The following is an 18,370-nucleotide window of genomic DNA, read 5'->3' on the forward strand; positions in this document are numbered from 1 at the left end:
CGTCATGGCCGGGCTTGTCCCGGCCATCCACGACTTGACGCGGAGCACTGAGAACGTGGATGCCCGGGACAAGCCCGGGCATGACGGCTGAGGATGTGGCCGCCGTGAACTACCCCGTATTCCTCAGCCCCGCCGAAATCCCGTTGATCGTGAGCTGAATCCCGCGCAGCACCTGCTCGTCCGGGTTCTGCGCGCGGTGCTCCTTCAGCAGCTCGACCTGCACGTGGTTGAGAGGGTCGAGATAGGGGAAGCGGTGACGCACCGAGCGCTCCAGCAGCGGGTTGCCCTGAAGCAGCCGGTCCTGGCCCATGATGTCCAGCAGCGTCTCGATGCAGGAATGCCATTCGCGGCGGATGCGGCCGAAGATCTTTTCGCGGAGCGCCTCGTCGGGCACGAGCTCGGCATAGCGCGAGGCGATCGCGATCGAGCTTTTCGCCAGCACCATGTCCATGTTCGACAACAGCATGCGGAAGAACGGCCATTCCTTGTAGAGCTCCTTGAGGAACGGCATGCCCTTGTCGGGATGCTCCGCGATCCATTGCTCGACCGCGCTGCCGAATCCGTACCAGCCGGGCAGCATCAGGCGACATTGCGCCCAGGAGAATACCCAGGGGATCGCCCGCAGGTCCTCGATCGCGCGAGTCTTCTTGCGCGAGGCCGGGCGGCTGCCGATGTTGAGCGTCGCGATCTCGTTGATGACGGTGGACGCCCAGAAATAATCGACGAAGCCGTCGGTCTCGTAGACGAGGCCGCGGTAGGCCTTGAAGGCGAGACTTGAAAGCTCGTCCATCGCGGTCAGATATTCGCGGCGCGGCGCGCTCTGGCGCGGATGCAGCAGGCTCGCCTCCAGCGTCGCGGCGGCAAGGATCTCCAGATTGTTGCGGCCGACTTCGGCGTTGGAATATTTCGACGAGATGATCTCGCCCTGCTCGGTGATGCGGATCTGGCCGTTCACCGCGCCGCCGGGCTGGGCGATGATGGCATCGTAGCTCGGGCCGCCGCCGCGGCCGACCGAACCGCCGCGGCCATGGAACAGACGCAGGCGCACGCCGTGGCGCTCGAACACGTCGACGAGGCCGATCTCGGCCTTGTAGAGCTCCCAGCCCGAGGTGACGAAGCCGCCATCCTTGTTCGAATCGGAATAGCCCAGCATGACCTCCTGCACGCTGCCGCGGCTGTCGACCAGCCGGCGGTAATCATGCAGCGACAGCATGCGGTCCATGATGGTGGAGGACGCCTGCAGATCCTCGATGGTCTCGAACAGCGGCACGATATTGATGGCGCTGCGCCCGGAGGGATGGACGAGGCCGACCTCTTTCAAGAGCACCGCGACCTCGAGCATGTCGGACATGCTCTTGCACATCGAGATGATGCATTGGGGGATGGCATCCGAGCCGAACTTCGCATGCGCCTCCGCGGCCGCATGGAAGACATTGAGCTCGCCCATGGTCTCGTCGCTGTACTTGACGAACGGCGACACCAGCGAACGCGTCGAGCGCAGCTCGTTGGTGAGCAGCGAGATGCGCGCGTCCTCGCCGAGCGCGAGATAGGACATGCCGGGATTGGCGGCGTCCATCAGCTCGGCGATGGTGCGCTCGTGCACCGCAGAGTTCTGGCGGATGTCCAGCCGCGCCAGATGGAAGCCGAAGCAGTCCACCGCACGCCGCAGCAGCCGCAGCCGGCCGCGGGCGATGACGCCGGCGTTGTTGGAGATCAGCGAGCGGTGCAGCACGTCGAGATCGGCCTTGAGCTCCCCGACGCTGTCATACGGCGCGCCCTTGCCGACCGGTCGGCGCGTGATCTCGACCTGAAGCATTTCGGCCGTTGCAGTCAGGCGCGCATAGATGCCGGAGACCGCAAGACGATAGGGCTCGCCGCTCCGGTGCGGCGAGGTATCGGGCGAGCGCTCCGCCAGCGTGCGCAGCTCCTCGGAGACGTCGGCGAGATGCGCCGCGATCGAGAGCTCGGAGCCGAGCACGTGCAGCTCATTGAGATAGAACTGCATCACCCGGCTCGACTGCAGCCGCAGCGTGCCGCGCATCACGTCGGCGGTGACGAAGGGATTGCCGTCGCGGTCGCCGCCGATCCAGCTGCCCATGCGCAGGAACGAGGCGAGCTCGCCAGCCGCCGGCTCGCCGCCCTCCTCCAGCCGGTCCTCCAGCGTATTGACCAGCCGCGGCACCTCGCGCAGAAACGTGTAATCGTAGAACGACAAGCCGTTGGCGACCTCGTCGAGCACGGTGAGCTTGGTCCGGCGCAGCAGATTGGTCTGCCACAGCGTCAATACCTCGCGGCGGAGCTGCTCGTCGCTTGCGGCGGCCTCCTCCGCCGTCAACGCGACGCGCTCGCGACGATCGAGCAGGCTAGCTACCTCCATCTCGCGGTCCATCGTGCTCTTGCGGCGGACCTCGGTCGGATGCGCGGTCAGCACCGGGCTGACCAGCGCGCTCTTGAAGAAGTTGCGCAGGGCATCGGCGCCGATGCCCGCAGCCCTGGCATGGGCAAGCGTCTCGGCCAGCACGCCGGAGCCGCCGCCTTTGTTGGCGCGCATCTGACGGATGTTGTTCTGATCCTCGGCGATGTTGGCGAGGTGGGAGAAATAGCTGAAGGCGCGGACGATCCGCACCGTCTCCGAGGTCGACATGCTGTCGAGGATCTGCTCGAGCTCGCGGCGGGCGAGCCGGTCCTCGTCGCGGTGGAATCGGATCGAGGTCTGCCGGATGCGCTCGACCAGATCGAACAATTCAGGCCCCTCCTGGTCGCGCACGGTGTCGCCGAGGATGCGCCCGAGCAGGCGGATATCGTCCCGCAGCCGCGCATCTGCCTCCAGCGCCAGGACATCCTCGGGGCGGTTGGGGCGTTGGTCGGCGCTGTCGGACGATATGGTCTGGAGGGACATTGGCTCGCTCCCCTTGTCGAGCTCACTTGACTGCCCGGCTCAGCCGAGTGTGCAAGTTTTTTGCCGCAGCGCAAGATGAAGTTGGGGGCGGCGCGGCAACATCACCGATCATGGGCGGGAATGCGCCTTGCTGACGGGCGCAGACATACATTCGCGGTCTCGCGGCGCGAGCGCCCGAGTTTTGCTGTCCGTTTCGCCCTCATCGCAAAGAAAGGGCGCAGGGAAGGCCGGGCGCCGGCTGGCACCCAGGGTCCGCACGCGAAAAACGCACGCGGGGGTGACCACAGGTGATGCCGGAACATCCGGCCTTCCCTGCGCAATGGTTTTACGGCTTATGGCGCGCTCTCCCCGGGGAGCGATGCACTATTGCCCCCGTCGCCTTGCGGATGATCGATGCGCGCACCCGGTCGGGCCGCACATCACCGCAAGCCTTGACGCACAGACCCCCGGGCGTCAGGACCACACGCTTTTGCCGTCCGCGGACGTCCCTCCCCGGAGCTCCGGAAGCTTGCGCGTGCTCGCCACCGAAGCCGAAAAGAACCGCTGTGACCGCGCCGGGTCGTTCGCGCGGGTCGCGATGGCTCACGGGCATAGCCCGCCCTGCCACCTCGTCACGCGCCGGCGCTGCCGCGTCCATCGCGTCCCGGCTCACGTATCGTGACGATCGCGAAACGCCCTTTTTAGCGGGCCGGGATGCTTTGCGGTTTACCCGAAGAGATGAATTCGGTCAATCAGAATATTAGACGGTCTTGTGCTTGACCTGCATGTGGCGTGTTTTGCCCGTCAGGCAGCGCGAGGGATGGTGGACGCGGTGCCTGAGCGTGTGTCGGCTCTGGTACTGTGAAGCTGCAATCTCCCACTCTGCCATTTCCAAGCGGCCCGTCCCCCACGGATTTGCTTGAATCGCGCATTTTGATAAGCACTCAGCATGGGAACGCTGACAGTCGAGAACCGAACTGTGAAATATCGATGGGCGAGCGATGTCGACTTTGACGGCATTCGTATGGAAATCCTTTCGGACGACGGGGGTGTGCTCTTTGATGTTAGCGTGCCCGATGACGGTCCAATCACCATCAACACGTTCGGCAAGGAAGTTGCAGCATCTCTGATCGATACAGCAATCCAAGTCGCGCGTCGTTCAAGGTAGAACGTTCTCGCATGCGCTCTACCCGTCCTACGAGCTGAGCAAGCGCCTCGTCCTTCGAGACGACCGCTTCGCGGTCTCCTCAGGATGAGGCTGAGCCACGTCGGGTTTCGTTGAAATTGCAGCGCGTAGGGTGGGTTGAGCCGTTGCGAAACCCATCATGCCCCGTCATCGGCGGACGGATTGATGAGTTTCGCTCACGCTCTATCCTTCCTACGAACTGACAGTGTGCTTATCGCCTTCCCGTCAAATCATGCTCGCCATGCCGAGCGCGCGGAGGAGATCGTTCTGGATCGGGGCGACGGCCTCGTTCAGGCGCTCGACACCGAAATCCATGCCTTCGGGCATCACGACCGTCCGCAGAGGCCGCCGTTCCGTGGCCTCGACCAGCTGCACGATTGCATTCGCGACGCGCTGGGGCTGTGGCGGATTCTGCGGATCGTTTCCATCGTTGGAGTGCTGCTTGATCTGACCTGGGATCGCCGCAACACCGCCATAGGTTTTCAGCACGGCCTGGTCGGATGGTTCAGGGCTGGATGGAAGAAGGTTGCTCGGGAACGGGCCTGGCTCGACGATGACCGAATCCACGCCGAAACTCGAAAGCTCGTAGCGGTAGGCTTCCGCGAGGGCTTCGAGCGCGAACTTGCTGGCGGAATAGACACCGAAGAATGGGAAGACCACCCGACCCATGAGCGACGTGACGTGGATGAGGACGCCGCTGCCGGCGGCCCGCATGTGCGGCAGAACGGCACGATCGGTGCGAACGGCGCCGAAGAAGTTCACGGCGAACTGCGCTTCGATATCCTTGACGGTATAAGCTTCCGTGACGCCGACGGGCATCATTCCCGCGTTGTTGACCAGGGCATCGACCCTGCCGTGCTGCCGGATGACAGCCGCGATCGCGGTGTTGACGGATTGTTCGTCGGCAACGTCCATCTCGAGGACCTGGAGCGCACCCCCTTCGGCCTTCGCCGCTTCGACAAGCTCGTCGCGAGCACGGCTATTTCTCCCTGCGACTTCGCGCATGGCAGCGATCACCGTGTGACCCCGCTTTGCGAGTTCCAAGGCGGTGAGTTTTCCAAAACCACTGCTCGCACCCGTCACGACCACAACTTTTCCGCTCATCTCACGATCTTTCTCTGAAATCCAATGGACGACGGAAGCTATAGACAGACCTGTATGTCTTTGCAATCTCTAAATTGACAGAATAGTCTGTCCAGTGACGCAAACGGCTGGGTTAAGGACCATCGATGGGCACGGTGCTTGATTTCGTGGACGTGGATATTCAACCGCTCGATGCGCTCGCCCCGCGCGAGCGCATTTTGAAGACGGCGTCAGACCTGTTTTACCGGTTCAGCATCAACTCTGTCGGAATCGACCGGATCATCGCCGAAAGCGGCGTGGCCAAGATGACGTTCTACAAGCACTTTCCCTCGAAGGCCGACCTCATCGCCACCTACCTGCGCTACAAGAGCGCCGTCTGGTTTCAGATGCTTTCGACCTCCACCGAGCGAGCCGGTCTCACGCCAGTGGAACGCGTTCTCGCTGTTTTCGACGCACTCGAACAACCGCTCCTTTCGCCTTCGTTCCGCGGCTGTCCGTTCGCGAAAGGCATGGCCGAATTCGGCCCGGAGGCAAACTCGCCGGGCGTAGAGGGGACCATCGCAGCGTATTTTACAAAGTTGCACGACTTCGTTGCGTCACTCATTGAGCCGTTGTCATTGAGCAAACCCGAAAGGGCCGTGATCCAGATCCTGTCGCTGTTTGAAGGCTCGCTCGTGATCGCACAGTCAACGCGTGATCCCGCCATCGTCCAGGCTAATCGCGAGGCAGCCAGAGTGTTGCTGGAAAAAGGGATCGTCTCGTCGTCTTAATCTGGAGCCTTTGCGAAACCCATCATGCTTCGGCATCGGCAAACGGACTGATAGGTTTCGCTTCGCCTACCCATCCAGCGGGCTATGGACTGTTTCTCTGCCCAAGAAAATTGCCCCATTCCTCCCTGAGGACTGCGCGAAAGATTCCGGGTGGTAGCGCTTCCTCGGCGACCTTTCCTTTCGAGGAGGCGTTGGGGTCAAGGAAAATCCCAAACAGCGGCAGACACGCCCTCATCGCGTAGCTTGCGGCGTCCTCAAGTGTCCGAACCCCCGCCGCTTGCGCATCATGTGCATGGCTACGCACACAAGTGCGGAAGCCGGAAACCGATGGCGGCTCTTCACTGTGCGCCTGCGCGGATAACAGCGGCGACAACGTCAGAAGCAAGATCAAAATAGCTGCTCTCAATGGACTGGCTCCCCAGGCGTTCAAGCAAAACTCATCAGAGAGTTTTTCGCGCTTCGTCGCAGACCAATTGATGCACCTTCGATAGCAAGGCTTGAGCGCGCTTCAGGTCCATATTGGTCATTACCTCGGAGACCTTGGCGGCACAGTCAAAGTGAAGCTCGAACAGATTGCTCTTGTTGAAAATTTCGCCGTCCATGATGTATGCGGTGACGTAATGGGCGGCCTTCTTGCTCAAATCAACTGCGAATTGAGTGCCGTCGTCGGCGCTCATCACCTGCCAATCCGGCTTTACGAGTTTGCCCCGCCAGTTGACATAACCGTCACGCCAGAGAAGCGGCGACGTTTCCGGTATGATGTGATCCGATGACTGGGCCCATATATCAGACGGCAACACCGCTAGAACGAACATGAGGACAATCGTTCGATATTCATTGAGCCCACCGACCCTCGCAACCTTACATGCAGCAACTCACGTGTTCCGCCGCTGAGTTGAAGGATGTATTGTGGCCGTTTCGGGTCATGAGCCGGCGCAACGGCCAGGACGGGTAGAGCCCTTGCGAAAGCATCCCGCATCGGCATCGACGGACGGTGATGGGTTTCGCTGACACTCTACCCATCCTGCGAGCTTAGTTGGTGATCAAGCTCCCGGATGTGATTCGCGGTCCGAATTAAACGTGATCACCAACTCCGATCTCGGGACAAAACTGACGCTTACCAGTGGTGATGGTGCCGCCAGCCATAATGATGGCCTCGGCCTCTGCCCCAACCGTAATGATGACCACGGCCGCCGCGATGACCCCACCCGTGGCCACCGCCATGTCCGTGGCCGCCCTTGACCTCGATGGTGTCAGTCTGAGACGCGCCCAGTGCGTCCGGCTTGGCAACGGGCATCGCCGAAGCAGAAGGTGAAGGTATCGAAGCAACGGCTCCCGCCACAACGCCGACCAAGCAAAGCCACTTCATGCAATCGCCTCCCGATAAGAATGAAACCAAGGGCCAGTCAGCCGCGGCACATTACGGCCGCGTTCGCTCCCGTTCTTCAACAATGAAGCCGGGAAAAAGTTGCAATGAAATTTAACGCATTGCGGAGGGCGGGATACTGATGCCACGTTGAAAGCAGCACGGGCAGGATAGCTTGACCCTTGCGAAACTCAGCATGCTTCCGGCTTGATGGGTTTCGCTGGCGCTCTACCCATTCTACGAGCTGAGCAAGCGCCTCGTCCTTCGAGACGACCGCTTCGCGGTCTCCTCAGGATGAGGCTGAGCTGCGTCGGGATTCGTTGCAGGTGCAGCCACCTGCTCCGCCCTCATCCTGAGGGCCCGCCAGCGGCGGGCGTCTCGAAGGATGTGCCGCAGGGACGCTTACAAGCTCCCCTAAGCCGGTACGATCACCTTGCCGATCGGCCAGAGCGCGATGCCTGCGAGCTTCAGATGGGCCCAGGCGAAGGGGATGCCGATGATGGTGATCGCGAGGGCCAGGGCGGTGAGCAGATGGCCGAGCGCCAGCCACCAGCCGGCCAGCACGAACCAGATGATGTTGCCGATCACCCCGAGCGGGCCGGTGCCGATATCCTCGACACCGGTGACCTCATAGCGGTTGACCGCCCGCGAGCCGAACGGCATCAGCGTGTAGACTGCGATGTTGAACGCCGCCCGCGCCCAGGGCAGGCCGATGATCGTGATCGCCATGATGACCGCGGCGACCAGCCAGCCGAGCGCCATCCAGGCGCCGCCGATGAGGATCCAGAGCAGGTTGAGCAGGATGGAAACGGGAGCCATGGGATGATCCGCGAGACGATGATCCCGTCTATATAGCACGATGAGCGAGGTTGCGGTCCATGAAGCCGCTCACGTATTCGCGGGCTCGTGTAGCCCGGATGAGCGAAGCGACATCCGGATCTTATTATCCCGGGTATCGCTTCGCTCACCCGGGCTACGCACTACGTACCGTCAGATCTTCCGCCCCGCCTGCTCCCAATAGGGATCGCGCAGGCGGCGCTTGAAGATCTTGCCGGAATCTTCGCGCGGCAGCCCGGCGCGGATCTCGATGTGCTTTGGGACTTTGTAGTCGGCGAGCGACGCCTTCAGCCGCGCGCGGATATCACCGGCGTCGAGCGCGATTCCCGGCTGCGGCTCGACCACGGCCATCAAGGCTTCGCCGAACTCGGCATCGGGGATGCCGAACACCGCGCAATCATGCACGCCGGGGACGGCATGCAGCACCGATTCGATCTCGGCCGGATAGATGTTGACGCCGCCCGAGATCACCATGTCGCGCTTGCGGTCGCAGATGAAGACGTAGCCCTCTTCGTCGATATAGCCGACGTCGCCCGAGGTGATGAAGCCGTCGCGATCGATCTCGGCGCGCTTCTCCGGCTTGTTGTGGTAGGTGAAGTCGGCCATCCCTGCCATGCGCGAATAGATCTCGCCGATCTCGCCCACGCCCAGCACGCGTCCGTCATCGCCGATGAAGCGTAGCTCGGCGCCGGGCGATATCTTGCCGACGGTGCCGGGCTTCCTCAGCGCGTCCTCGGAGGTCGCGAAGGTGACGGCGCTGGATTCGGTCGAGCCGTAGAATTCGTAGATCACCGGCCCCCACCATTCGATCATGGCGCGCTTGACGTCCGCCGGACAAGGCGCTGCGGCGTGAATGATGTGGCGCAGCGAGGAGACGTCGTATTGCTTGCGCACGTTCTCCGGCAGCTTCATCAGGCGGATGAACATGGTCGGCACCATGAAGATGGTGTCGATCTCAAAGCGCTCGATCAGCTGGAGAAATTCCTCGGGCTCGAAGCGGGGCATCAGCACCAGTGCGCCGCCAAGCTTGCCGGCGCGGATGCCGAACGAGTTCGGCGCGGAGTGATAGAGTGGACCCGGCAGGATCGTGCGGGCGCCGGGCTTCAGCCCGTAGATCATCGCGCGCATGCGCTCGCCGGCGGCCGCCTGTTCCGGCGTCGGTGCATTGCGCCGTACGCCCTTGGGATGGCCTGTCGTCCCCGAGGTGTAGATCATGTTCATGGGCTGCGGCACGATCGGGCCGTCATAGGGCTGGAATCGCGCAAGCCAGGATTCGAAATCGATCGCAAAGTCCGGCGTCTTCAGATGATCGGGATCGATCTTGTAGCTGGACAGGATCTCCGGAGGCGTCGGCACGCTGAGCACGGTGACGCCTTTCGGGATCGCATCGCGCAAGGCATGCAGCATGTCGGCATGGCCGATCAGCACGGAGGTGCCGGTATCGTTCAGGATGTAATTGATCTCCTCCGGCTTGAAGTGCCAGTTGATCGGCACGCCATAGGCGCCCAGCCGCATCGCGGCGTAAGCGGCTTCGACGAAGGCGATGTCGTTGCGCATCAGCATGCAGACGCAATCGCCCTGCCTGACGCCGATCTGGCTGAGACCGCTCGCGATGCGGTCGGCACGATCAGCAACCTCGGCATGGGAGCGGCTGCGCCCGCCGGAGACGATGCCGAGGAAATTTGACGTTTCGCTCATTTGTTTTTCTTTGTTGTTTAGCGACGATGTCCGTTAGTCGTCATCACCGGGCTTGTCCCGGTGATCCACGTTCTTGCTTGCCGCTTCGTACCAAGAACGTGGATGGCCGGGACATCTAGCGCGAAGACGCGCTTCGCGCTTTTGCCCGGCCATGACGGAGAGTTTGTCAGTCCGCAAACTTCGGCGCGCGCTTCTCCAGATTGGCACGCACCGCCTCGGTCTGGTTCGCGCTGCCGATCAACTTCTGCTGCTCGACGGACTCGGCGAGTAGCGCGGGGCCCGGATCGACCGAGAGATTGTTGAGCATGCGTTTCGCGGCGCGGATCGCATCGGGGCTTTTTCCCGCGATCTCGCGCGCGACGTCGAGGGCGCTCCCGCGCGGGTCGTCGCAGATGCGCGTAGCGAGACCGTAAGCCATCGCCTCCTGCGCGGAGAAGATGCGGCCGGTGTAGGTGAGATCGCGCAAGACGTCGTCGCGCACGAGCGAGGCCAGGATCGGCGTGCCCGCCATGTCGGGCACCAGACCCCATTTGATTTCCATCACCGACATCCGCGCATCCGGGGTGAGGAAGCGCATGTCGGCACCGAGCGCGAGCTGGAAGCCGCCGCCGAAGGCGACGCCCTGGATCGCGGCGATCACCGGCACGGGAAGCTGTCGCCAGCCCCACACTGCCTGTTGCGCAAAATTCGCTTGGCCGTGCGTGCGCTTGGTGAGATCGCGATTTTCGCCACCCGGAATTCCGTTGCCGCCCTTCTCTTTCATGGCGGCAAAACGCCCCATGTCGAGACCGGCGCAGAAGGCGCGGCCCTCACCGGACAGGACGACGGCGCGCACACCTTTTTCCTTCGAAAGCCGATCGGTTGCGGCGACAAGGGCCTCGAACATGGCCTGATCCAGCGCATTCATCTTGTCCGCGCGCACTAGGCGCACGTCGGCGACGCCTTCCGAGATCGAGATCGAGACGCGCTCTTCCATGGATGAATTCTCCCCTGGTTCCCTGCTGTTCTTGTTCGGTGCCGCTTTACAGGACGACGGCAGCCGGATTTAGTCAATTGATCAATTAACCGACAATCGCGACCGGGGAAACAGCCATGTTCAAGGAAAATCTTCTGGCGGGACGACGCATCCTCGTGACCGGCGGCGGCACCGGGCTCGGCAAGTCGATGGCGGCGCGCTTCCTGCAGCTCGGCGCAGAGGTGCACATCTGCGGCCGGCGCAAGATCGTCTGCGACGAAACCGCGACCGAGCTGATGGCCGAGTATGGCGGCCGCGTCACCAGCCACGGCGTCGATATCCGCAACGCGCTCGCGGTCGAGGAGATGATCGAGACCATCTTTCGCGACGGCCCCCTCACCGACCTCATCAACAACGCCGCCGGGAATTTCATCTCGCGCAGCGAGGAGCTGTCGCCGCGCGGCTTCGACGCCGTCGCCAACATCGTCATGCACGGCACGTTCTACGTGACGCAGGCGGTCGGCAAGCGCTGGATCGCGTTGAAGCAGCCCGGCAACGTCGTCTCGATCACCACGACCTGGGTGCGCAACGGCTCGCCTTACGTGGTGCCGTCGGCGATGAGCAAGTCGGCGATCCATGCCATGACGATGTCGCTTGCGACCGAATGGGGCCGCTACGGCATCCGGCTGAACACGATCGCGCCGGGTGAGATCCCGACCGAGGGCATGAGCAAGCGTATCAAGCCGGGTGATGAGGCCGGCGCGCGCACCAAGGCGATGAACCCGATGGGCCGCGTCGGCACCATGGAGGAATTGCAGAACGTCGCGGTGTTCCTGATTTCCGGCGGTTGCGACTGGATCAGCGGCGAGACCATCGCCATGGACGGCGCACAGGCGCTCGCCATGGGCGGCAATTTCTACCAGCTCCGCGACTGGAGCGACGACGACTGGAAAACCGCGCGCGAGAGCATCATGGCGCAGAATGAAAAGGATCGGGCGAAGCGGGGGTGACGTAGTCGTCCTGGCGAAAGCCAGGACCCATTACCACCGAATGTTTTTTGGCGAAGATTGGTCATGACCAGTCTTCGCCAAATTGCGTTTTGTGGCTATGGATCCCGGCCTTCGCCGGGACGACAATGTTGAGAGAGCGAACGACCCTCTCCCGTCTTGTCATCGCCCGCGGATGACGCCACACTCCGCACCATAAAAACAAGACGTCACGGGAGAGACATGTCCACCACACAGCCATTGGCTGACCTCGCCGACATGGTGCGCGAGCGCGCCAAGAGCCGCGGCAATGCGATCGCCTTCGAGTTCGAAGGTCGTGTCACCAGCTTCGCCGAATTCGACATCAAGACCAATCGCGTCGCCAATGCGCTGATCGCGATGGGTGTGAACAAGGGCGAGCGCATCGCCTATCTCGGCAAGAACAGCGACATCTATTTCGAGCTGCTGATGGGCGCGATGAAGGCCGGCATGGTGATGGCGCCGGTGAACTGGCGGCTCGCGGGCCCCGAGGTCGCCTTCATCGTGAGCGATTGCAAGGCGCCGGTGCTGTTCGTGGGACCTGAGTTCATCACCCAGGTCCGCCAGATCAAGGACCAGTTGCCGGGCGTGCGTAGCGTCATCACCACCGAAGGCGGCGCACCGGAATGGCAGGACTTTGCGGCGTGGCGCGATGCACAGAGTGGCGACGATCCCAAGGTGCCGATCGCGACCCGGGACATCGCGATCCAGCTCTATACGTCGGGTACGACAGGCAAGCCGAAGGGCGCGATGCTGTCGCATGCGAACTTCCTCAACCTCGTGCAAACCGGCAATGCCGAGGACAAACCCGAGTGGAACCGGTGGTCGACCGACGACGTGTCGCTGGTCGCGATGCCGATCTTCCACATCGGCGGCTCCGGCTGGGGCGTGATGGGACTCTACCACGGCGCCCGCGGCGTGATCGCGCGCGAGTTCGATCCGACCAAGGTGCTGGACTTCTTCGAGCTATCAGGCATCACAAAGCTGTTCATGGTGCCCGCCGCGATGCAGTTCGTCGTGCGGCAGCCGCGCGCGAGGACTGTCGATTTCTCCCGATTGAAATACATGCTGTACGGCGCCTCCCCCATTCCGGCCGCGCTGCTGAAGGAATGCATCGAGATCTTTAAATGCGGTTTTGTGCAGATGTACGGCATGACGGAGACCACCGGCACCATCGTCGCATTGCCGCCGGAAGATCATGTCGAGGGGCTGGAGCGGATGCGCTCGGCCGGCAGGGCGCTGCCGGGCATCGAGATCGCGATCCTCGATGTCGACGGCAAGCCGCTGCCGCCGCGCGAGGTCGGCGAGATCGCCACGCGCTCGGGCTCCAACATGGCCGGCTACTGGAACCTGCCGGAAGCGACCGCCGCGACGCTGCGCGAAGACGGCTGGCTGCGCACGGGTGATGCCGGCTACATGGACGAAGACGGCTATCTCTACATCCACGACCGCATCAAGGACATGATCATCTCTGGCGGCGAGAACATCTACCCGGCCGAGGTCGAGAGCGCGCTGTGCGATCATCCCGACGTCGCGGAAGCTGCCGTGATCGGCATCCCCGACGACAAATGGGGCGAGGCGGTGAAGGCCGTCGTGGTGATGAAGCCCGGCAAGCAGGCGACCGCCACCGACATCATCAACTTCACCCGCGAGCGTATCGCCGGCTTCAAGACGCCGAAGAGCGTGGAGTTTTTGCCGGCGCTGCCGAGGAATCCGTCAGGCAAGATTCTGCGGCGGCAATTGAGGGAGCCGTATTGGGCAGGGAAGGATAGAAGGGTGAATTAGCTAGCCTCGTCGTCCTGGACAAGCGTAGCGCAGCGAAGCGCCGATCCAGGACCCATTACCCCAAGGAGTGGTTTGGCGAAGACTCGTGTTGCCAGCCTGCCTCGACCACTTCTCCCTGGGGTAATGGGTCCTGGCTTTCGCCAGGACGACGTGGAGAGATAGCCCGACGTGGAGAGATAGTTCGCAACAATCCCTCAATGCTTCCCCGGCCCCATATAGCCGAACAAAAATCCCGCCACTTTGCGGATCTGGATCTCCTCGCTGCCCTCGGTGATGCGGTAGCGGCGGTGGTGGCGGTAGATGTGCTCGAACGGCTTGTGGCGTGAATAGCCCATGCCGCCGTGAACCTGCATGGCGCGGTCGGCGGATTCGCAACAGAGGCGGTTTGCCCAGTAATTGCACATCGAGACGCGGTCGGAGAGCGTGCGCTCGATCTGCTCCTCGGTGAGCTTGTCCATCTCCCAGGCGGTCTTGCGGATCAGCAGCCGCAGCATCTCGGCCTGGGTCGCAAGCTCGACCAGCGGGAACTGGATCGCCTGGTTCTCGGCCAGCGCCTTGCCGAACGGTTTTCGCTCGCGCGCATACTTTACGCTCTCGTTGATGCAGTAGACCGCTGCCCCCAACGAACTCGCCGCCTGCCGAATGCGGTTCTGATGGACAAAACATTGCGCCAGCGACAGGCCGCGGCCGACCTCGCCGAACAGCGCATCCTCGGGAACGAACACGTCCGTGAAGCTGACGCGGGGATGATCGGTCGGCATGTTGAAGGTCCACATGTACTCTTCGATCTTAACGCCATGGCTCTTGGCCGGCACCAGGAAGCAGGTGATGCCGCGCGCGTCGCCGTCATTGCCTGACGTCCGCGCGAACAGAGCGCAATGCGTGGCAACGTGCATGCCGGTCGTCCACATCTTCTCGCCGTTGATGATCCAGCCCTTGACGTTGTCGCGGGTCGCCGGCACCGCGCGCGTTTCCATATGGGTCGCATCCGAGCCGTGCTGCGGCTCGGTCAAGCCGAAGGTGATGCGATACTTGCCCTTGATCGAGCCGTCGATCATCGCCTTCTGATCCTCGCGGCCGTAGCGATCGAGCATGGTCGCGACGGGGAAGTTGCCGACGATGGAATGCTCGTTCTGGAGATCGTTGTGAAGGCCGAGCCCCTTGGCGGCAAAGTGCTCGCGGATCACCGCCATCCAGAGGTTGGAGCCATTCTTGCCGCCATATTGCTTCGGCACCGCAAAGCGCAAATGACCGGCGGCGTCCGCGAGATCCTTGGCCTTGCGCAGCAACGCTTCCCATTCGTGGCGCGGCAGCCCGTCATTCTCGAAATCGGTGCGCGCCCATTCGCGACGATGATCGAAGAAGCGGATATTATCATCGGCCTCTTCCAGCGGCTTGATCTCGCGTTCGATGAAACGGTCGAGCTCCGCGAGATAGGCGACGAGATCGGCAGGCAATGAGAAATCCACGGCTCTCTCCCGGGTGTTTTTTCGTTTTGCGTTAAGGCGCTGGGCGCAGCTTTGCTTCGCACGATTAAGGTGAGAAGAGCGCGCGCAAGTCAAGCAATGGGAGGCGTGCCGAATGCGCAGGGCGCATTGCGCAATTCGATGGTGCTCTAGCGCGGAGGCGCGGTAGTATTCCGGCGATATTCCTTCACGAGAAACTGCGGGAGCGCGCGATGGAGCTGAAATTTTCCAAGGTGGAACGTAAGGGGGCGATCACGATCGTCACGCTGTCGCGGCCCGAGGTCTACAACGCGCTGCACACCGACGCGCATTTCGAGCTGCAAAAGGTATTTGACGATTTCTCCGCCGATCCCGAGCAGTGGATCGCGATCGTCACGGGTAGCGGCGACAAGGCGTTCTGCGCCGGCAACGATCTGAAGTGGCAGGCGGCCGGCGGCAAGCGCGGCTGGGACAAGGGCGGCTTTGCCGGCCTCACCGCGCGCTTCGACTGCGACAAGCCGATCATCGCCGCGGTCAACGGCGTCGCCATGGGCGGCGGTTTCGAGATCGCGCTCGCCTGCGACCTCATCATTGCCTCGGAGAACGCGACCTTCGCCCTGCCCGAGCCGCGCGTGGGGCTGGCCGCACTCGCCGGAGGCCTGCACCGGCTGCCGCGCCAGATCGGGCTGAAGCGCGCCATGGGCATGATCCTCACCGCGCGCCATGTCAGCGCCAAGGAGGGTCTCGAACTCGGCTTCGTCAACGAGGTGGTGCCGCAGGGCGAGGCGCTCGCGGCCGCGCTGCGCTGGGCCGAGATGATCACCAAGAATTCGCCGATGTCGATCCGCGCCTCGAAGCAGGCGATCCAGAAGGGCCTCGGCGTCTCGCTGGAGCAGGCGATCGAGGAGCAGCGCGACTATCCGGCGGTGAAGGCGATGGTGGCCTCGCAGGACTACATCGAGGGCCCGAAGGCGTTTTCCGAGAAGCGGCCGCCGAAATGGATGGGGAAGTAGGACCTCCTCTCTCCTCGTCATTGCGAGCGCAGCGAAGCAATCCAGACTGTCTCCGCGGAACGACTCTGGATTGCTTCGCTGCGCTCGCAATGACGGAGGATGGGACTGCGCCCTACCCGTCTCTTGAAAGCTCGCGCTTGTACGACGCGTAATTCGGCTGATCCACCGCAAGCTTGTCCATCGTCGTCTGCCACAGATGCTCGGCAAGGCCCGGCGTCGCGAGATCGACCTCGCCCGTGGCAATGCGCTCGGCGAGTGCGCGGTTCAGGTCCGTGACCGACCCGTCCAGGCCGAGCAGAGCACGCAGCCGCTCCACCTCCGCAGCTTCGCTCCCCTCCTCCCGCGTCAACTGCCGTGTGACGAGATCGAGGATGTTGATGGCGACGCGCAGCTTGAAGGCCTGGTGGCCGGAGATCAGCGGCGTGATGTCGTTGCGGAGGAAATCGGCGACTGACTTGGTCAGCTCGATCGGGGTCGGCTCGTCCTGCATGGTCAACTCCCCCGCGGCGCCAGCAGCCGCAACAGATCGATCTCGGTCTCCGAAGCGCGACGGCCGATCATGGCGCGTTCCATCGAATGGTCCGGACTTTCGCGAAAGCGCTGCATCATGCCGCCGCACATGATGCCCCAGCGCAGCGTGCCCATCACTTCCCAGAATTTGACACGCGATGAATCGACCTTGCGCCCAGCCGCCTCATAGCCGGCGAACAGCTCCTCACGCGAGCCAAAGCCGCCGACCGGCTTGTCGATCTCGCCAAAGCGCCAGGAGTTCACGCAGACCCAGCCGAGATCCTCCATGGGATCGCCGAGATGGGCGAGCTCCCAGTCCAGCACCGCGCGCACGCCGTCGGCACCGATGATGAGATTGCCGTTGCGGAAATCGCCATGCACCAGCGTGGTCTCGGCCGACGGGCCCGGATCGTGGTCGCGCAGCCACCGCAGCGCCAGCTCGAACACAGGCTTGGGCCAGTCCAGGCTGCGATAGTCGCGTTCGAACTCAGAGATCTCCTCTGTCGCGGACCGGCTGCGCAGCTCGGGCAATTTGTCGCCTGGCAGCCTGTGCAGCTTCGCGAGCACGCCGCCGATCTGCCGTGCGAGAAGCGGCCGCGCTGCCGCGAACTCGTCGTCGCGCAGGATCTTGCGCGCAATGGTTTCGCCCTCGACGCGCTGCATGATGAAGCCGGTGCCGAGATCGTCGTCCGGCGTCAGCACATGCATCACGCGCGGCGACGGCACGCCGGCCTCGAATGCGAGCTGCATCAGTTGCGCTTCGGCGGCAAGACCCGCCGCGCGCGTCGGCGCCGCGCCATAACCTTTCGGCGAGCGGCGCAAGATGGCACCGATCGGCCCATCGGGATGCATGATGTCGAAGCGCCAGGTCTCCTGGCTGGCGCCGCCGGACAGCTTGGCCGCGCCGGTCACGCCGGTCGCCCCCTCGCACCAGCGCGCAACGCTGCGGGAAAGCTCAGCCTCGATCATTTGCCCTTGAACTGCGCAGGGCGCTTCTCCAGGAACGCGCCGACGCCTTCGCGGAAATCATCCGTGTCGCCAGCACGGAGCTGGCACTGGAATTCGAGATTGAGCTGATCCTCGAAGGAATTCTCCGGGCTGTCCCAATAGAGCTTGCGAATCAGCGACAGCGCGACCGTCGGGCCGCTGGCGAGGTCGCGCGCAAGCTTCATCGCCTCCTCCATCAGCACGCCGTCATCATAGACGCGGTTGACGAGGCCCCATTCCAGCGCCTTCTCGGCGGGAAGTCGCTCGCCCATCAGCGACAATTCGATCGAGCGCGCCTTGCCGATCAGCCGCGGCAAGAGCCAGGTCGAGCCGCAATCCGGCACGAGGCCGATACGGCGGAAGGCTTGCAGGAAATAGGACGAGCGCGCGCATAAAATCATGTCGCCGAGCAACGCGAAGCTCATGCCGGCGCCGGCCGCCGGACCGTTGACCGCAGTCACGATCGGGCAATGCAGATTGCGGATGCGGCGCAGGAAGGGATGAAAGCCGGTCTCGAGCGTCAGGCCGGCCTTGGTCTTCTTCGACTGGTTGTTGCGGCCCTGCAGATTGGCGCCGGTGCAGAACGCCCGCCCCGCGCCCGTCAGCACGACGCAGCGCACCTCGTCCTTCTTCTCCTCGATCGCGTCGAGCGCTTCCGCGAGACCGCCCAGCATGTCCACGGAGACCGCGTTCATCACCTCCTGATGGTCGAGCTTGAGGATCGCGACCGAACCATCGAGATCGAGCGTGACGTGTTTGAACCGCATGGTTTCCTCGTGAGTTGCGGCCTGTGTCAGTTTCGCAGACCGGAATTGCTTTTGCCGGGGCGCAT

Annotated in this window: 17 protein-coding genes; 6 read left to right on the forward strand and 11 right to left on the reverse strand. The window is 63.1% G+C overall.

Annotated elements, in window-relative coordinates; genetic code table 11:
* Positions 1-109: 109 nt before the first annotated feature.
* Positions 110-2,899: a phosphoenolpyruvate carboxylase gene (ppc, locus tag ACVIN2_RS08500; protein ID WP_456765254.1), complete on the reverse strand. Its 2,790-nt coding sequence runs from the start codon at positions 2,897-2,899 to the stop codon at positions 110-112.
* A gap of 928 nt (positions 2,900-3,827) precedes the next feature.
* Between ppc and ACVIN2_RS08505 the strand changes: the two genes are divergently transcribed.
* Positions 3,828-4,046: a hypothetical protein gene (locus ACVIN2_RS08505; RefSeq protein ID WP_027516815.1), complete on the forward strand. Its 219-nt coding sequence runs from the start codon at positions 3,828-3,830 to the stop codon at positions 4,044-4,046.
* 243 nt (positions 4,047-4,289) lie between these two features.
* Here the strand turns inward: ACVIN2_RS08505 and ACVIN2_RS08510 are convergent, their stop codons facing one another.
* The gene (locus ACVIN2_RS08510) at positions 4,290-5,168 is read right to left on the reverse strand and encodes an SDR family oxidoreductase (RefSeq protein ID WP_456765255.1); all 879 of its coding nucleotides are present in this window, start codon (positions 5,166-5,168) and stop codon (positions 4,290-4,292) included.
* A gap of 125 nt (positions 5,169-5,293) precedes the next feature.
* On the opposite strand from ACVIN2_RS08510, the gene ACVIN2_RS08515 reads away from it, so the two are divergent.
* A complete protein-coding gene (locus tag ACVIN2_RS08515) occupies positions 5,294-5,917 on the forward strand; it encodes a TetR/AcrR family transcriptional regulator (protein WP_456765256.1) in 624 nt (207 codons plus the stop codon).
* A 440-nt stretch (positions 5,918-6,357) separates the two neighbouring features.
* On the opposite strand, the gene ACVIN2_RS08520 is transcribed toward ACVIN2_RS08515, so the two are convergent.
* Both ACVIN2_RS08520 and ACVIN2_RS08525 read right to left on the reverse strand, forming a co-directional pair.
* Positions 6,358-6,732 carry a hypothetical protein gene (locus ACVIN2_RS08520; RefSeq protein ID WP_456765257.1) on the reverse strand — a complete coding sequence of 125 codons (375 nt, stop codon included), beginning with the start codon at positions 6,730-6,732 and terminating at the stop codon, positions 6,358-6,360.
* A gap of 259 nt (positions 6,733-6,991) precedes the next feature.
* Entirely contained in the window at positions 6,992-7,141 is a 150-nt protein-coding gene (locus ACVIN2_RS08525; RefSeq protein WP_456765258.1) for a hypothetical protein, read from the reverse strand.
* 59 nt (positions 7,142-7,200) lie between these two features.
* On the opposite strand from ACVIN2_RS08525, the gene ACVIN2_RS08530 reads away from it, so the two are divergent.
* Entirely contained in the window at positions 7,201-7,401 is a 201-nt protein-coding gene (locus ACVIN2_RS08530; protein WP_456765259.1) for a hypothetical protein, read from the forward strand.
* 296 nt (positions 7,402-7,697) lie between these two features.
* On the opposite strand, the gene ACVIN2_RS08535 is transcribed toward ACVIN2_RS08530, so the two are convergent.
* From ACVIN2_RS08535 to ACVIN2_RS08545, 3 genes are all read right to left on the reverse strand, one after another.
* On the reverse strand, positions 7,698-8,102 hold the full coding sequence (locus tag ACVIN2_RS08535) for a YccF domain-containing protein (RefSeq protein WP_275170561.1): 405 nt from the start codon (positions 8,100-8,102) through the stop codon (positions 7,698-7,700).
* Between the two features lie 171 nt (positions 8,103-8,273).
* On the reverse strand, positions 8,274-9,818 hold the full coding sequence (locus tag ACVIN2_RS08540) for an acyl-CoA synthetase (protein ID WP_456765260.1): 1,545 nt from the start codon (positions 9,816-9,818) through the stop codon (positions 8,274-8,276).
* Positions 9,819-9,984: 166 nt separating this feature from the next.
* Positions 9,985-10,794 carry a crotonase/enoyl-CoA hydratase family protein gene (locus tag ACVIN2_RS08545; protein ID WP_456765261.1) on the reverse strand — a complete coding sequence of 270 codons (810 nt, stop codon included), beginning with the start codon at positions 10,792-10,794 and terminating at the stop codon, positions 9,985-9,987.
* A 116-nt stretch (positions 10,795-10,910) separates the two neighbouring features.
* On the opposite strand from ACVIN2_RS08545, the gene ACVIN2_RS08550 reads away from it, so the two are divergent.
* Both ACVIN2_RS08550 and ACVIN2_RS08555 read left to right on the forward strand, forming a co-directional pair.
* Positions 10,911-11,783: an SDR family oxidoreductase gene (locus tag ACVIN2_RS08550; protein WP_456765262.1), complete on the forward strand. Its 873-nt coding sequence runs from the start codon at positions 10,911-10,913 to the stop codon at positions 11,781-11,783.
* Positions 11,784-12,002: 219 nt separating this feature from the next.
* Positions 12,003-13,583 carry a fatty acid--CoA ligase gene (locus tag ACVIN2_RS08555; protein WP_456765263.1) on the forward strand — a complete coding sequence of 527 codons (1,581 nt, stop codon included), beginning with the start codon at positions 12,003-12,005 and terminating at the stop codon, positions 13,581-13,583.
* Positions 13,584-13,777: 194 nt separating this feature from the next.
* Here ACVIN2_RS08555 and ACVIN2_RS08560 read toward each other — a convergent pair whose 3' ends face one another.
* Positions 13,778-15,052 (reverse strand): acyl-CoA dehydrogenase family protein, encoded by a 1,275-nt coding sequence (locus ACVIN2_RS08560; RefSeq protein WP_456765264.1) that lies wholly within the window; start codon positions 15,050-15,052, stop codon positions 13,778-13,780.
* Between the two features lie 209 nt (positions 15,053-15,261).
* Here ACVIN2_RS08560 and ACVIN2_RS08565 point away from each other — a divergent pair, with 209 nt between their 5' ends.
* Positions 15,262-16,041: an enoyl-CoA hydratase-related protein gene (locus ACVIN2_RS08565; protein WP_456765265.1), complete on the forward strand. Its 780-nt coding sequence runs from the start codon at positions 15,262-15,264 to the stop codon at positions 16,039-16,041.
* A gap of 112 nt (positions 16,042-16,153) precedes the next feature.
* Here ACVIN2_RS08565 and ACVIN2_RS08570 read toward each other — a convergent pair whose 3' ends face one another.
* The 3 genes from ACVIN2_RS08570 to ACVIN2_RS08580 are packed head-to-tail and all read right to left on the reverse strand — an operon-like array spanning position 16,154 to position 18,305.
* On the reverse strand, positions 16,154-16,531 hold the full coding sequence (locus ACVIN2_RS08570; protein WP_456765266.1) for a DUF6285 domain-containing protein: 378 nt from the start codon (positions 16,529-16,531) through the stop codon (positions 16,154-16,156).
* 2 nt (positions 16,532-16,533) lie between these two features.
* Positions 16,534-17,520 (reverse strand): phosphotransferase family protein, encoded by a 987-nt coding sequence (locus tag ACVIN2_RS08575; protein ID WP_456765267.1) that lies wholly within the window; start codon positions 17,518-17,520, stop codon positions 16,534-16,536.
* A complete protein-coding gene (locus tag ACVIN2_RS08580) occupies positions 17,517-18,305 on the reverse strand; it encodes an enoyl-CoA hydratase/isomerase (protein ID WP_456765268.1) in 789 nt (262 codons plus the stop codon). The genes ACVIN2_RS08575 and ACVIN2_RS08580 overlap by 4 nt, the downstream gene beginning before the upstream one ends.
* Positions 18,306-18,370 lie beyond the last annotated feature (65 nt).

The organism is Bradyrhizobium sp. USDA 3650, from assembly GCF_054057395.1.